Source organism: Sinobacterium caligoides (assembly GCF_003752585.1).
Lineage (GTDB): Bacteria > Pseudomonadota > Gammaproteobacteria > Pseudomonadales > Sinobacteriaceae > Sinobacterium > Sinobacterium caligoides.
In genome coordinates this window covers 188237-202836 of record NZ_RKHR01000005.1, presented here as the reverse complement: position 1 = coordinate 202836, position 14600 = coordinate 188237, and the positions used below count along the sequence as shown (strand labels likewise).

Sequence of the window (14600 nt, the reverse complement as noted above, 5' to 3'; positions counted from 1 at the left end):
TGAATATTATTTAGCGTTTATTCTGTGCTGCTGTTGATAGACCTGAGAATAAAAGTCATTAATTTAGGGGTTCCAATGAAGTTGTTTGGGAAGATTGTAGTGCTCAGCTTGATGGCTGTAGCTCTGTTGTTATGGTTTGCAAGCCGTTGGTTTGATGACTATCTTGCCCAGCCGCTGGTCGTAAATGTTGATCATCAGGAAATTGTTGTCCCCTCTGGCATGAGCTATAGTCGCTTAGCCTATCGCTTGAGTAAGCAAGGGTTTATTGAGTACCCTAAGCTTTTTATAGCCTATGTGCGACTGACAAATCAGGCTGCTATTCATGTCGGAGAATATCGTCTTACAGCTTCTGATAACATCCTGACGTTGCTAGAAAAACTACAGAGTGGTGATGTCGTCTATCGCAATATTACCATTCCAGAAGGGTATACAGCTAAACAGATGCTTAGCCGAATCCAGCAAAGCTCATTTATACAATCTACGATTGATTATGAAGAGCTGCCTCGAATTGTCTCTGAACTGGGGTACGGTGATTATAAAAATATTGAGGGTTTGTTTTTTCCAGATAGTTACGCTTATACCCGTCAACAGACGGATGTTGAGATCCTAAGGATGATGGCTAAACGGTTAAATAAAGTACTTTCTGAGGAGTGGGAAACCCGAGATAAAGGTCTTCCTTATAAAACGCCATATGATGCACTCATAATGGCCAGCATTGTTGAGAAAGAAACGGGTGTTACGTATGAAAGGCGTGAGATTGCCGGGGTATTTGTTAGGCGTCTTGATAAAGGTATGCGTCTGCAGACAGATCCTACGGTAATATACGGTATGGGGAGCCGCTATCAAGGTAAGATATCACGTAGAGACCTGAGGGCAGACACCCCATACAACACTTATACGCGTAGCGGGTTACCGCCGACACCTATCGCTTTAGTTGGACGTGAAGCTATTGCGGCGGCGCTTCATCCAGCGGATGGTGATAGCTTATATTTTGTGGCAAAAGGTGACGGTAGCCACCAGTTTTCTGCGACGCTTAAGGAGCATAATCGTGCAGTTGTTAAGTATCAGTTAAAAAGGCGAGCAGACTATCGCAGCCACCCAGCCCAGTAATTATGACTAACGAGATTATGACTAACAGAAAACCTTTCTTTATCACCGTCGAAGGCGGGGAGGGGGTCGGCAAGACGACCAATGTGGCGTTTATCCGTCAATTTTTACAGCATCATGAAATTAACCACCTACATACACGAGAACCAGGGGGGACCCCTCTTGCTGAAGAGCTTAGAGAGATATTGTTAGCAACACGTGATGAGTCTGTTGGTGAAATGGCGGAGCTACTAATGGTTTTTGCTGCACGGGCGCAGCATCTGCAGCAGAAAATTTTGCCAGCGCTCTCTTCTGGTAAAACGGTGCTCTGTGATCGCTTTACCGATGCTACGTATGCGTATCAAGGTTGTGGTCGCGGGCTGTCTATTGAGCGGATCGAACAGCTAGAAGCGATGGTTCAAGCTGGGATGCAGCCCGACCTAACCATTTTGTTGGACTTACCCGTTGAGACGGGTATGGCACGCGCCAGGGCAAGAGGGGAGTTGGACCGGTTTGAATCTGAGCATTTGGCATTCTTTGAGCGAGTACGGGCGGGGTATCTTGCAAGAGCAGCCGCAGAGCCGGAACGTTTTTCGATTATAGACGCCAGCCAAGACATCGCTTCTGTGCAGTTACAGATCGAAAGCGCGCTGCTATCTTTTTTCAGTATAAACATTAAACATGATTGATTATCCATGGCTACAGACGACATGGCATAGGCTGCTGACTCAGGTTGAGAGCGACCAATTGCCTCATGCATTGTTACTTTCTGGTTCTGCTGGTGTAGGAAAGCGTGAATTAGCTAAAGCTTTGGGTTATTACCTGCAGTGTTCTGATCGTTCGGAGCTGGGCGCTTGTGGTGAATGTAAAAGTTGCTTGTTGCATGCAGCTGGTAACCATCCTGATTTTGTTGAGTGTTACTTAGAGGATGGTGCAAAACAGATTAAGGTAGATGCAATAAGGCAGGTCTCCTCATTTATCGTTAATAAGTCTCAGCAGGGTGGTTATAAAGTTGTGATTATTGCGCCAGCTGAGGCAATGAATGAGAGCTCTGCAAACGCACTGCTTAAAAGTTTAGAGGAGCCTGGTGAGAAAACGGTCTTAATTCTGGTAAGTGACAGTACCAATGGCATCTTGCCAACGATCAGGTCGCGTTGTCAGCAGGTGCCATTGGGGGCTGTTAATGAGTTGGAAGCGGTCGCGTGGTTAAAGGGGCGACTCGATAGGCCGGATCAGGCTGAGAGGCTGTTAGCCATTGCATCGGGGCAGCCATTAACAGCTCTAGCGCTGGCGCAAGGAGAAGCGCTACAGCAGCGTGATCAGATGTTAAAAGAGCTTTTTGAATTGTTAGATAACCGTCTGGATATCGTTACTGCATCCGTACGTTGGTCAAAGTTTGAGCTGCTTGATTCGTTGGATTGGTTGTTAAGTTGGATGATGGATCTCGCTCGTTATAGTCAAACTAATAACGAGTTACGTATAGAGGATTCTCGACATGTCTTTGAGCTGATGGCAGTGCGTTTGACGCCTAAGCAGTTACACGAACAGATAATGCAGTTGTCCCAGCTTCGCTCTGCTATCAAGGCGGGAGCTACCCCAAATAAACAGCTTGCCATTGAAGGCGTTCTGTCTAGAATTGTATTTTAACGACATAAGTCGGTGCTAGTATATTGTTTGTGATATAGGTAATCTATACCAATAAAGTGAAGCAGCAAATAGACTGCGTAGAGGTGATGAATGTCGATGGGAAAAGCCAGTGTAAAATCTGGGGCAAAAAATAACGGGATCATGTCCCTAGCAATTAAAGACAAGTCTGAATTGTACGCGGCCTATATGCCCTTCTTGAAGAATGGTGGTTTGTTCATACCTACGACTAAAGCATTTGACCTTGGTGACGAAGTTTTTATGCTGCTGACTTTGATGGAGGAGGCTGAGAAGATTCCTGTGTCTGGTAAAGTAATTTGGTTAACACCGACAGGAAGCCACGGCGCTAGGCCTGTGGGGATTGGTGTGCAGTTCGCGGATCACGATGACTTAGCTGTCAATAAGATCGAGACTTATTTGGCGGGTTCGCTGGAGTCTGATCGCCCAACGAACACTATGTAAGCTATAGCTGGCTTGATCCATATAGGCATCGCGATAAAGTCCGTCGTGATGCTTTTTTTATGCCTCATAAAACTGGAAGTATGTTAGCGATGAATATAAACGATAAACCTTTGATTGATTCCCACTGTCATCTCGACCGATTAAACCTTGACGGTTATAGCGACGGGATTGAAGGTGTTATAGCTCGAGCCGAACAACAGGGTGTGAACCGGATGCTGTGTGTCGGTATTGATGCTGAAAACTCTGAGACCTGTTTAGAGATTGCTACGAAATACCCGCAAGTTGTTGCCTCTGTAGGTATTCACCCGCTTAGCGTGAAGGGAAAAGATGACCGTTTTGATTTAATTGAGAAAATGGCTAGTTCAAATCGTATTGTTGCGATCGGAGAGACTGGGCTCGATTTTTTTTACGATAAGGAAAATCACGCCTGTCAGCAAGAGAGCTTTGTACATCATCTTGAGCTGGCTCGAAAGTTGCAGAAACCGGTTATTGTTCATACTCGAGATGCGAGAACAGAAACAATTGAGCTAATCAAGGCTCATGGTTGTAGGGATAGCGCTGGAGTTTTGCATTGTTTTACTGAGGATATAGTCATGGCAAAGCAAGCGTTAGAGCTTAATTACTATATATCAATCTCCGGCATCATTACCTTTAATAACGCTGAAGCCTTGCGAGATGTCGTCAAGCAATTACCGTTAGATAGGTTATTAATTGAGACGGATTCCCCTTACCTTGCTCCTGTGCCGCACCGTGGAAAACCTAATGAACCTCAGTATGTTAGGCTCGTGGCTGAATATATTGCTAAGCTCTTGGATATCTCAACTGAAGAATTGGCTAGGAAGACAACTGAGAATTTCTATCGATTGTTTGGTAGGGTGTAAAACTAATCCAAGGTGTATCATGTTGATATTGTTGCTTGTTAGATGTAGAAATAAAGCAACAATATCTACATAATAGTTGCTAGCAACCACATTAGGTGGTTGCAGATTAGTTAAATCATGGATGAAGATGCATTATGGCGCGTTTGCCTCGGCTTAACTTAATAGACATACCTCAGCATATTGTTCAGGCAGGGCACAATAATTTCCCCTGTTTTTTTTGCGATGATGATTATTTGTTTTTTTTGCAAAGTTTACGTGCTGCTTCTGATCAGTACAGTGTTGATGTTCACGCATATACCTTGTTACCAAATATGATTCAAATTATAGCCACCCCAAGGGTTCCTAATGGTGTCTCATCGATGATGCAGTCTCTTGGTAGGCGATATGTGCAATATATTAACCATCGTTATAAGCGCTCAGGGACACTTTGGTCTGGCCGTTATCGCTCAAGCGTGATTGACTCTGAGCGTTTTTTACTTAGTTGTTATCGTTATGTTGAGCTGCGAGCGTTACATTTGGGCTTAGTTAAGGAGTTGAAAGACTTTAAGTGGTCTAGTTTTGCTCATCACTCAGGGGCCAAAAGGGATTCTGTTATCGTTGATCATAGCCTTTATCTAGCGTTAGGTCGTAACCGTAATGAACGCTGCAATAACTATAACGACTTATTTAAACAAAGCTTTGATGTTAGGTTGCAAGAATTTATTGCGGACACTATTAACATCGGTCAGGTACTTGGTAGTGACGCATTTAAAAAAGAGATAGAAAAGATATCAAGCACAAAAATAGGCCCAAAGAAGCGTGGGAGGCCAAAGAAAAAGCTTTCTGAAATTAACTGAAACATTATTATTTTGTTAATAAGGGTGCAATTTAATGGTGTCAGAGTGGGTTTTATAATGGTTTTGTTTGTCGTAATGCTGTGATTTAATCAGTGTCAGATTACAGCGGCATAGCTACAACGTTGTTTAATCATTAGTTCTTTAATCTTTGTTTATAAATCAGAAGGAAAGGATTTTTATTATGGCTATCTACTTAAACTACAATGCCAAAACACCTAAAGGTAACGTAACTGCAGAAGGTTATGAGGATTGGATTGAAATACATGGCATGAACTTTGGTGTTGGTCGTGGAATTTCTATGGAGCCAGGTGCCGTATCTAATCGAGAAGCAACTCGACCAAGCCTCAGTGAAATTACAGTATCAAAGCCAATGTGTGCAGCATCAGGCGGCTTGTTTAGTCAGTCAGTAACTGGCTCAGAAGGTGTGAAAGTTGAGCTTCATGTCGTAAAAACAGGTGGCAAGAAGCTAGAGAAGTATGCAGTGATAACTCTTGAAGACTGTATGATTAGCTCCTATAGTGTTAGCGCAAGTGGTTCAGGTAAGCCACAGGAAACCATCTCTATTAGCTATGCACGTATCGAGGCGAACCTTTCGCACGCCGATAAGACGAATAAGAACCCTAAGAATCAGTTGGTTGGTTACGACTTGACAACTGCTAAGCCACTTTAAAGCCGGCTAAAAGAAAATAGTGATCTTACAAAGCCGGCTTGCGTTTTCGCAGCCGGTTTTTTTGCTGTGTAAAATCGATTAAGGGAATAATTATGTCGAATATTGAATTGTCACAAAAACACAGATTGATTGAGCTAGTGTCTGGCTTTTCAAGCGATGTGGTTATTACGCAATTATCGGGTGAGGAGGGAATATCAGAAGAGTATGAATATGATGTTGAGCTCTTGTCTGACGATAAAAACCTCGGTAAAGGAAAGATTGTAGGGGGGGCTATTGCCCTTAACCTTAGTGTTATGGAAGGGAACGATCGCCCGTTAAATGGCTATGTTAGCCAGTTCTCGATGGACGAGCTGGATCCCAGTGGTTTGCGTAAGTATCGATTAAAATTAGTGTCACCACTATGGTTTGCGCAATATGCGATGCATAATCGAATTTTTCAAGGGAAAACGACCAAAGATATTGTTGAGCAAGTTATAAAAGGCTATGGGCTTAATGTAACGCTATCATTTCAGCTTAATAACGTTTTATCTCCGCGTGAATACTGTGTTCAGTATGATGAGCATGATTTGATGTTCTTGACGCGCATCTTGGCTGAAGATGGTATTGGCTACTTTTATAAGATGAATAAGTCTGGAATAGAAATAGTTTTCTTTGATGGAAAAAGTAGTTATATCGATTGCTCGCCAAAGGCTATAGAGTTTAAAGCAAGTGGCCTTAACTCAGATGAGACCTATATCAATACCTGGTATAGAGAGCAGAATTACCACCCTAGTGATTATACTGTGACTGATTCAAATAGTTTCAGTCATACAAAAAAAACAGTAAGTAAGAAGAAGGGTGCTTCCTCCAGCCAAGTTGTGAAAAAGACATTAGGGCCGACGGATGATGCTTCATTGAATTATGTTGCAGTTGATGACTTTAGTTCAAAAATCGAAAGTAAAATGGCAGACAGCTATTTACGCCACTGGCTGGAGAGCGAAGAGTCTCGATTTGAAACCTGTTACGGCCAAAGTGGTTGCGGTTTTATGGCTCCAGGGCATACTTTCAAGCTCACACATGCGGTAAAGAGTGAAGAACAGGAGTATTTAATTGTATCTGTGCGCCACAGTGTTGTTGATGTAGTTAATTCTACTAGTAGCTATATCAACCAATTTAAGTGTGTGCCCGCAACAAAAATATATAGGCCTAGCCCTCGTAATATGTCGAGAGCGCCAGTTCCACCACAACTTGCAACAGTAAAAGAGGTTGCTTCGAAGGCCACGAAGGACCCTTATAAACAAGTTAAGGTTGTGTTTGCATGGGATGTGAATGCTGAGAGTATATGGTTGAGAGTCGCTCAGCCTTATGCAGGAAAAGATTGGGGGGCCGTATTTGTGCCCCGGGTAGGCCAAGAAGTTATCGTTAACTATATGGGGGGCGATATTAATCGACCAGTTGTTACGGGCGCTGTTTATAATGCAGATAACAAGTTCAGCGGTTATACAGAGACCCAAAGTGGCATCAAGAGTATGATTGATGGTGAGTATAATGAGCTGCGTTTTGATGATAAAAAAGGTAAAGAGGAAGTCTATTTTCAGGCCGGCCGTGATCATAACTTTTTGATTAAAAATGATCAGAAGGGTGAGATCAAGGGTAAAGAAACTCTAACGGTTGAGAAGGACAGTGAAAAAAATATCAAGGCAAACAGCACACGTCAAGTCGACGGCAACAGTAAATCTACCATTAAGGGTAAGCGAGACGATCAAGTTGACGGTAATAACTCTGTAAAGATTGGTGGCAATAACTCGTTAAAAGTTAGTGGCAAGCATAATGTTGCTGTTACTGGCAGTATTAGTCATGACAGTAAGGGCGGTATTTCCATAAAGGCATTAACAAGCATTGAATTAAAAGTAGGGCCAAGTAGTATTAAAATTTCGAATGCAGGTGTTGATATTAAAGGCTTGAAGGTAACTGTTGCGGGTGATGCGATGACGCAAGTTAAGGGCGGTGGAATGTTGATGCTCAAAGGTGGTGTAACGCTCATTAATTAACATAGGTTAATTCTTTTAGATATGATAAAAATTAAAGCGAAGACGACAGCTGAGTTGATAGAGAACTTTCAGTTAAGTGATGAAGCCGAAACAATCGTTATGCCAGAGGTGCCGCCTCATGAGAGTATTATGTCTCTGCTTGAGGGTGAGCACTATCTAGATGCTATTAAACTAATTTCACATGGTCTGCCTAAGCGAGAGGCTGTTTGGTGGGCCTGTATCGCCACAAGGCAGAGTCAAACAAAGGAAACGCCTCCGCTTCATATTAAGGCTTTGTTATCAGCAGAACGCTGGGTGCAAAAGCCGACAGAAGAGAACCGGAAGTTAGCATCAAAGTTAGCAGCTGAGAGTAAATACCAGAGTGCTGCCAGTTGGGCTGCAACAGCAGCTTACTGGAGTGCGGGTAGTATCGCTCCTGTTGGCGAGCCTGATGTTCCACCGCCAGAACACCTCTATGCGCATGCGGTTGCAGGAAGTGTTGCTTTAGCAGCAGCAGAAGGCGATGAAGAAGGTTTGAAGTCAAGATATGTCACTTTGATTACTCAGGGCATTGACCTTGCAAATGGCGGGCAGGGTCGCTTGTCATCTTAAACAAAATAGGGAGTATATTATGGGAAAGCCAGCTGCAAGGATAACTGATATGCATGTCTGCCCAATGGTAACGGGTGTAGTTCCCCATGTGGGTGGGCCTATTGTTGCGCCTGCGACCCCGACTGTACTGATTGGCAGTATACCGGCTGCAGGCCTAGGAAGTGTTTGTGTCTGCGTTGGCCCTCCTGACTCAATTATCATGGGTAGCGCGACAGTATTAGTTGGTGGAAGGCCTGCGGCGAGAATGGGTGATTCAACAGCCCACGGAGGCACTATTGTCATTGGTATGCCAACAGTGTTAATTGGGGGTTAGAAGTTTCCTCGTGCAGTCATCATTTAATGGCGCACGAGGTTCGGTCAGTTAATACCTAGTGAAGCTGGTAACTAAACACACCCTCTTCATCGCAAGCTATATGAATGCTGTCAATAGGGAGGTCATTAGCCATCTTCTGTAAGCATTCGCCTGCGAGTTCAGGCAATATGCTGCGGTTTAAGATGTTTTCAATGTTTCGTGCCCCTGTATCTGATTCTTGGCAACGAGCAATGATATGTAGTAAAACCTCTTCGTCATAGCTAAAGCTGGCGCCGTAGTGTGCTTTAACCCGCTTTTCAATCTTACGCATATTAATCGCTGCAATCTTAATTAGCTCATCGTCTTCGAGAGGATAAAAAGCGATTACATTTGTACGGCCAAGGAAAGCTGGTTTGAATGAATCTAAAAGATAAGGGCGGATGTTGTCAACGAGGGCTTCTGGTTCGAGTTTCTCTTCAACTTGTTCAGAGATCGCTCGGATGGCGTCCTCACCTGCATTGGAGGTCATTATGATCAAAGTGTTTTTAAAATCGATATCACGGCCCTCACCGTCTTTTATCGTACCTTTGTCGAATAGATTGTAGAAAATATCTTGAACGCCAGAGTGGGCTTTCTCCATCTCATCCAATAGAATAACAGAGTGAGGCTTACGTCTGGCCGCCTCAGTCAGTACCCCCCCTTCGCCGTAACCAACATAACCTGGAGGCGAACCAAGAAGCATTGAAATCTTATGTTCCTCCTTAAATTCCGACATGTTGATTGTCGTAATATTTTGTTCGCCACCATAGAGTGTGTCTGCTAACGCTAGAGCTGTTTCTGTTTTTCCTACACCACTTGTTCCAGCAAATAGGAAGACGCCCACTGGTTTTCTTGGATCAGTTAATCCCGCACGACTCGTACGGACAGCCTGGCTAATAGCGTCAAGAGCATGCTCTTGGCCAATGACTCTTTCGCCTAGCTTGGCCTTAAGCTGGTTAATGGCGGTAATTTCATCGGCAACCATCTTACCTACAGGAATGCCGGTCCAATTAGCGACGACAGCAGCGACAGCTTGAGCATCAACACTTGCTTGGCACAGTGGTTGATCCTGCTGAATTTCAGCTAGTTGACCCTGTAACCTTTGTAGGTGTTCTGTATGCTGCGTGCTTTGTTCAGTTGGGTCGGTCTCGAACTCGCTTTCGATTGTGTTACGAAGTTCACGTATTTCGCTAATTAACTGGCGTTCTTTTTCAAGTTGTTCGTTCAATGCTGCTAAAAGAATTTGAGCTGTTTCAATCTCATGGCTTAACTCTTCGAGTTTGTCACCGTGCTGCTGTGTAGCGGCATGCTCCTTTTGTAGTAACACCTGTGTTCTTGTCGCTGTTTCAATTCTCCGCTGAGCGTTCTCAATAGCCGCGGGAGTTGAGCTTTGGCTCAATGCGACTCGTGCTGCAGCAGTATCGAGTAAACTGACTGACTTGTCGGGTAGTTGACGGGCTGGGATGTAGCGATGCGATAGTTGAACGGAAGCAATAATCGCCTCATCAAGAATTCTAACTTGGTGATGGTTCTGTAAGGATTCAGCAATACCGCGCATCATATTGATAGCTTTAGTTTCATCGGGCTCCTCAACTTTGACAACCTGGAATCGGCGTGTCAAAGCTGGGTCGCGCTCGAAATACTTCTTATATTCTGCCCATGTGGTTGCCGCAATCGTTCTTAGTTCGCCGCGTGCTAAGGCTGGCTTTAATAAGTTGGCCGCGTCACCTTGACCCTCTTTGCCGCCAGCTCCGATTAAAGTATGCGCCTCATCAATAAAAAGGATGATGGGTGTTATTGATGATTTAACCTCGTCTATTACTGACTTTAGACGGTTTTCGAACTCACCTTTAACAGAAGCACCTGCCTGTAGTAGGCCGAGATCAAGTGTTCTTAGAGCAACGTCTTTCAAAGGCGTTGGTACGTCTCCAGAGGCAATTCTTAGTGCGAAACCTTCGACAACGGCGGTTTTACCAACCCCAGCTTCGCCGGTCATAATAGGGTTGTTCTGTCTTCTTCGGGTGAGTATATCGATACATTGACGTATTTCCTCATCTCGACCAAGAACAGGGTCTATTTCTCCTTGTTTAGCTCGTTCTGTTAAATTAACTGTGTACTTATCCAGTGCAGGTGATTTGCTAGCCTTGATGCTTTTATCGTTGCCAGGCTGCTCTGTCATCTCAGATACTGCAGCAGCAGACTCGCCTGTTTGACCAAAAAATGCTCGTGCTGTTTCGCGTACTGATTCAGGAGCAATGCTGCGTAATGCTGGGCATGCCTCTACTAGCTGTCGTTGTTGCTGTTCATCAAGTAATACTGCAGCTAATAAATGTCCACTACTGATGCTTGGCTGTTGATACTCGACAGATGAAAGCATCCAAGCGTTTTTGGCAACGTCTACAATCGTAGGTGAAAGAGCTGCAGGCCTAGAGCTACCACTCTTAAACTTAGCGATGACATTAACAAGCTGTTTGCTGAGGCGACCTACATCGACTTCGTGTTTTAGAAGTAACTGATAAATATCACTGTCTTGACTGTCTAAGAGCTTAAGCAGCCAATGTTCAAGTTCAACGTTGTATTGGCTGTGTGCGAGGCAGAGGCCAGCGGCGCCCTCTAAGCTCTCTCTTAGTGTTGGTGTCATACGATCTACGAGTGACTTTAAGTTAATGCTTATCATGGCGTTAGTCCTTTTGCCTAGTAATAAAGTGAGTGTTATTGCAAGTGTTGCTAGCTAGAGATGATTACTTCGATTGATTGATCATGTTTATTATCATCAAGTAAATAGGTGTTCCAGCCAAGTGCAGGTTGATAATTATCGGTATTTTCGAGTTTAGCTGCTGGAATTATTTTACTGTTTACTGATACAACAATGTCACAGTCCTGCTCAATGCCCGTGCTGAACTTAATTAAAGATTGTAATTTTTTTAAACGAGAAGAGCCTGGTTTAAGCGCCATGTAACCTTCGTAATCAAGGGGGGCTAACCTTACTCTAAATTTATTTTGTAGTTGCCAGCTATTCTCGCCAATAACGACATTACTGCCTAGTTTGACATTAAGGCCTTCTGGGTGCATCTGCGATGGAAGCTGGCTTTGTATTCGTGGATCTATTGGTACCCATTGTCCGATGAACTCCTCAATGGACACTGCTAAGCCCAGCTGAAATTTAATTATTTTTTTTAAGGCCTCTGCAGAAGCGACATTTCTAGATAACAAGCCAGAGATTCCGGCTATTGAAAAATTGTTATTACCTGATAGCTGCATTTGCCGAGGGGTAAGCCCTGCCATTGAGCAAAGAATATCGGTAAATATGTCCTCCTGCTGATTATTATATAGCGAGGCACGCTCAACTGTCATGGGCATCTGATGCTTATGCCATGCTTTATAGAATAAAGATACTGTACGATGGTTGAATATGTCTAGATAGTCTTTTAGCGCATGATCTTTATGGCGTATTCGTTGTTGAATGATTTCACTTATATGATGCGGAAGAATACCTTGGCTACCCGCAAAAGAGAGAAAGTTAACCTCCATCGACCAGCGTTTATCAATATTCTGTTGATAAAGATCGATTGCCTCTTCATCAACACTGTGAATGTCGCTGGCATGAAAAATAAGTTGATGTCGCGCACGAAAGCGAACAACTTCCTTGCTTGCAGGGGCACCATCAGCAATAGCTTCTGAGTTTCTTAGCTCAGATTTAGATTGTAGCTTGCCTGCTCGCTCTAACAGTCTTACTGCTTGGAAAAAATCAAACTCTCCGGGTGAATCCTGGAGTCGTGGTATTAGAGTAGAGCTTTGTCGCCGGCGCGTGGTGGCCATCGCTTTAACTCCTTATCACTGTCTGAAAATTTGACGCTAAGTTGAATAAACGAGTTAATTGAGCAATAAAGCCCTAAAAATCGTTCAATAACTGTCGCAAATATTAATGGGCTAGTGCCTGCAAGCATTTGTTTGTTAAGTGTAATAGTGACTTCTGTGCCTCTGCACATGGCAGTCGTGCTGTGAGTTGTAATTGGGGCTGTTATTGCTCGTGTCCGTATTTTTTGTATGGATTCAATTTGGTTGCGAGTACTTGCCGTATCCTTAAAATTATATAGTCTTAGGATCTCTTTTAAAGACTCGCCACTACTATCGCTAATGGAAAGGTGGTTTAAGTTAAGGTGAGAATAAAGACGCCATAAGCTCCGTTTACCAGAGGATGGGCGTATAGTAGGTGTAAGGCAGGAAACACAGTGAATCGATTGTGTTGGCGCATCATCGTCGACAATACTCAGGTAAGGTTGCCCTGCTGAGTTAGGTAGTTTCTTTGCTAAGTTTCTATTAAAACAGGTGATTGATGTGGCTATAACTTGGTCATGGCTATGATGAGGATTAAAGTCTAAGTCAACAAAGTTGATATTCATATCAGTGGCAAGCTCATTGCCATGATCGCCTTCGTAGACTTCTTTTCTTTCAGCGTGCCAAAACGTATGCTGAGAGCTTTGTGTGTGTGTTATCCCATAAAATGGTGAGTACTCTGTTGTTGTACCTTGATTGTTACTCGCTGACACTGCGTTTATGCTATAAATTTCGAGGCTTTCCTTACGCCTAACGTCTGCGGTTAACTCGTAAGAATATTGATCGTGTTTTAGGCTGATAGGATCTGCGCTTTGCTCGAATAAGTTGATGATCGGGGCACAGTTTAATGCAAAGAAACTACTGTCAACTTGTGACTCTAATTCAGGAATTGACTCATCGAGGTAAATATAAATATTTAGATTATTAGTATACTTTTCAGTAATTTTTTCTTTGATGCCGATGATATCAAAAAATAGAAAGCGTTCTGTAAAACAGAAGTATTCTGTAAGTAACCTGTAGCCACTGAGTACGTTGTCAGGGTAGGGCAGTAGCCCATCATCACTGTCAAAACCGACTTGCTGTATATTTTCGCGATCCAAAAAAATAGGGTCTGGATCGTTTTCGCTACTAGCTAAAATAATTGTCACGCTTTTTGTAAGTATTAAGTCGTATATGCTGACAACATGATTCACTTGGCCAGCTAAATGAAATCTTAGGCGCTGAGTAATCTCGTCACTTAGTAAACACTCATCACTTAAGGTTTTTAATGATAACTGTAATACTGCATTAGCCCCTATGACTTGATCGCTGCCAGGTGCGATAAATGGCCGTGGTTGTAGGCTAGCTGCAACCACTTTAAAAGGTTCGATGTGGGCGTCGTAACCTGTAGTGAATTGACAGTGATGGCCTTTTATAGCCTCTGTTTCGAGCACTGTACCTGACTTAACAATGTGTGATTGCTGGAGATCGTCAAGAGGGGTGAACTGAACGATTCCCATCGAAGGGATAGGGCGTTGATAATGGGGGTAGAGGTAGCCCATTAAGGCGTCGGTTATCTGAGGAAAGTCATCGTCTAGTCGTTGCTGAATGCGTGCATTAAGATAGGCAGCTCCTGAGAGTAGTTTAGCCACAAGTGGATCGTCAACTGTGTTGCTGTCGAGTGATAAACTTGAGGCTACACTCGGGTGCCGTTGGGCAAACTCTCCTGCGGTTTGTTGTAGAAAGGCTAGTTCATGCTCATAATAGGGCAGCAATTTATCGGTCATTATAAACCTCGCTTACGGCAATTAATTGGGTGACGGGGTTTAACGATGAGTCGAAGATGACTGTTTCTGGAGCTGGGTTGGTAAATAAACGGGCTTCGACACGAAAACGGATGCTAGGATCATCGTGGTCGATATTATCACTAGCACTTACTCTGGCGGATTTAATCCTAGGGTCAAATTTAGTAATAGTCTCTTCTATTTGGCGACAAAATTTAACACGAGCAACCTGTGTGCTCAAGTTGATGGTAGAGAGGTCTGGAAGGCCGTAGTTAAGTAGGGAATCCTCTAAATGCTGGTATTTACTGTCTGCAGAAAAGCAGCGATAACGTGCATTGAAAAGACACTCGAGGTCGAACCGGACACCTTCTTTTAGTTCTTGAAGGACAACCTGGCTGTTCTTTTTGTTTTCGCTACCAGCGGTAAGCCTCGTGAGAATCGGGCTAACTAACTTTTTATGATTATTCAT

14 protein-coding genes are annotated in these 14600 nt (G+C 43.6%); 10 read left to right on the top strand and 4 right to left on the bottom strand.

From position 1 onward, the window contains the following. The first annotated feature begins 33 nt into the window (after positions 1 to 33). The 10 genes from mltG (at position 34) to EDC56_RS13145 (ending at position 8513) form a co-directional block, all read left to right on the top strand. The gene (gene mltG / locus EDC56_RS13190; RefSeq protein WP_245980701.1) at positions 34 to 1110 is read left to right on the top strand and encodes an endolytic transglycosylase MltG; all 1077 of its coding nucleotides are present in this window, start codon (positions 34 to 36) and stop codon (positions 1108 to 1110) included. Positions 1111 to 1127: 17 nt separating this feature from the next. Further along, positions 1128 to 1775 (top strand): dTMP kinase, encoded by a 648-nt coding sequence (gene tmk, locus EDC56_RS13185; RefSeq protein ID WP_123713340.1) that lies wholly within the window; start codon positions 1128 to 1130, stop codon positions 1773 to 1775. Beyond that, entirely contained in the window at positions 1768 to 2733 is a 966-nt protein-coding gene (locus tag EDC56_RS13180) for a DNA polymerase III subunit delta' (RefSeq protein ID WP_123713047.1), read from the top strand. Before tmk ends, EDC56_RS13180 begins: the two co-directional genes overlap by 8 nt. Positions 2734 to 2823: 90 nt before the next feature. Continuing rightward, positions 2824 to 3192 (top strand): PilZ domain-containing protein, encoded by a 369-nt coding sequence (locus EDC56_RS13175; protein ID WP_245980700.1) that lies wholly within the window; start codon positions 2824 to 2826, stop codon positions 3190 to 3192. 89 nt (positions 3193 to 3281) lie between these two features. After that, positions 3282 to 4073 carry a TatD family hydrolase gene (locus EDC56_RS13170; RefSeq protein ID WP_123713338.1) on the top strand — a complete coding sequence of 264 codons (792 nt, stop codon included), beginning with the start codon at positions 3282 to 3284 and terminating at the stop codon, positions 4071 to 4073. A gap of 134 nt (positions 4074 to 4207) precedes the next feature. After that, a complete protein-coding gene (locus EDC56_RS13165; protein ID WP_123713046.1) occupies positions 4208 to 4909 on the top strand; it encodes a transposase in 702 nt (233 codons plus the stop codon). Between the two features lie 181 nt (positions 4910 to 5090). After that, on the top strand, positions 5091 to 5579 hold the full coding sequence (locus EDC56_RS13160) for an Hcp family type VI secretion system effector (protein WP_123713045.1): 489 nt from the start codon (positions 5091 to 5093) through the stop codon (positions 5577 to 5579). 92 nt (positions 5580 to 5671) lie between these two features. Next, on the top strand, positions 5672 to 7609 hold the full coding sequence (locus EDC56_RS13155; protein ID WP_123713044.1) for a type VI secretion system Vgr family protein: 1938 nt from the start codon (positions 5672 to 5674) through the stop codon (positions 7607 to 7609). Positions 7610 to 7630: 21 nt separating this feature from the next. Beyond that, positions 7631 to 8200 carry a DUF6931 family protein gene (locus EDC56_RS13150; RefSeq protein WP_123713043.1) on the top strand — a complete coding sequence of 190 codons (570 nt, stop codon included), beginning with the start codon at positions 7631 to 7633 and terminating at the stop codon, positions 8198 to 8200. Between the two features lie 19 nt (positions 8201 to 8219). Further along, on the top strand, positions 8220 to 8513 hold the full coding sequence (locus EDC56_RS13145) for a PAAR domain-containing protein (protein ID WP_123713042.1): 294 nt from the start codon (positions 8220 to 8222) through the stop codon (positions 8511 to 8513). Positions 8514 to 8568: 55 nt separating this feature from the next. On the opposite strand, the gene tssH is transcribed toward EDC56_RS13145, so the two are convergent. The 4 genes from tssH to tssE all read right to left on the bottom strand — a co-directional run bounded on the left by tssH (position 8569) and on the right by tssE (position 14600). Next, entirely contained in the window at positions 8569 to 11172 is a 2604-nt protein-coding gene (gene tssH, locus EDC56_RS13140) for a type VI secretion system ATPase TssH (RefSeq protein ID WP_245980710.1), read from the bottom strand. Positions 11173 to 11258: 86 nt separating this feature from the next. Then, on the bottom strand, positions 11259 to 12350 hold the full coding sequence (gene tssG / locus EDC56_RS13135) for a type VI secretion system baseplate subunit TssG (protein WP_123713040.1): 1092 nt from the start codon (positions 12348 to 12350) through the stop codon (positions 11259 to 11261). Next, complete coding sequence (gene tssF / locus EDC56_RS13130; protein WP_123713039.1) at positions 12314 to 14134, bottom strand: type VI secretion system baseplate subunit TssF; 1821 nt, start codon at positions 14132 to 14134, stop codon at positions 12314 to 12316. The genes tssG and tssF overlap by 37 nt, the downstream gene beginning before the upstream one ends. Further along, the gene (gene tssE, locus EDC56_RS13125; RefSeq protein ID WP_123713038.1) at positions 14124 to 14600 is read right to left on the bottom strand and encodes a type VI secretion system baseplate subunit TssE; all 477 of its coding nucleotides are present in this window, start codon (positions 14598 to 14600) and stop codon (positions 14124 to 14126) included. The genes tssF and tssE overlap by 11 nt, the downstream gene beginning before the upstream one ends.

Coding starts and splice junctions, on each gene's coding strand:
- EDC56_RS13155 (WP_123713044.1), top strand. CDS start 5,672: ATGTCGAATATTGAATTGTCACAAAAACACAGATTGATTGAGCTAGTG.
- tssE (WP_123713038.1), bottom strand. CDS start 14,600: ATGAATAATCATAAAAAGTTAGTTAGCCCGATTCTCACGAGGCTTACC.
- EDC56_RS13145 (WP_123713042.1), top strand. CDS start 8,220: ATGGGAAAGCCAGCTGCAAGGATAACTGATATGCATGTCTGCCCAATG.
- EDC56_RS13180 (WP_123713047.1), top strand. CDS start 1,768: ATGATTGATTATCCATGGCTACAGACGACATGGCATAGGCTGCTGACT.
- EDC56_RS13165 (WP_123713046.1), top strand. CDS start 4,208: ATGGCGCGTTTGCCTCGGCTTAACTTAATAGACATACCTCAGCATATT.
- tssG (WP_123713040.1), bottom strand. CDS start 12,350: ATGGCCACCACGCGCCGGCGACAAAGCTCTACTCTAATACCACGACTC.
- EDC56_RS13160 (WP_123713045.1), top strand. CDS start 5,091: ATGGCTATCTACTTAAACTACAATGCCAAAACACCTAAAGGTAACGTA.
- tmk (WP_123713340.1), top strand. CDS start 1,128: ATGACTAACAGAAAACCTTTCTTTATCACCGTCGAAGGCGGGGAGGGG.
- EDC56_RS13150 (WP_123713043.1), top strand. CDS start 7,631: ATGATAAAAATTAAAGCGAAGACGACAGCTGAGTTGATAGAGAACTTT.
- tssH (WP_245980710.1), bottom strand. CDS start 11,172: ATGACACCAACACTAAGAGAGAGCTTAGAGGGCGCCGCTGGCCTCTGC.
- EDC56_RS13175 (WP_245980700.1), top strand. CDS start 2,824: ATGTCGATGGGAAAAGCCAGTGTAAAATCTGGGGCAAAAAATAACGGG.
- EDC56_RS13170 (WP_123713338.1), top strand. CDS start 3,282: ATGAATATAAACGATAAACCTTTGATTGATTCCCACTGTCATCTCGAC.
- tssF (WP_123713039.1), bottom strand. CDS start 14,134: ATGACCGATAAATTGCTGCCCTATTATGAGCATGAACTAGCCTTTCTA.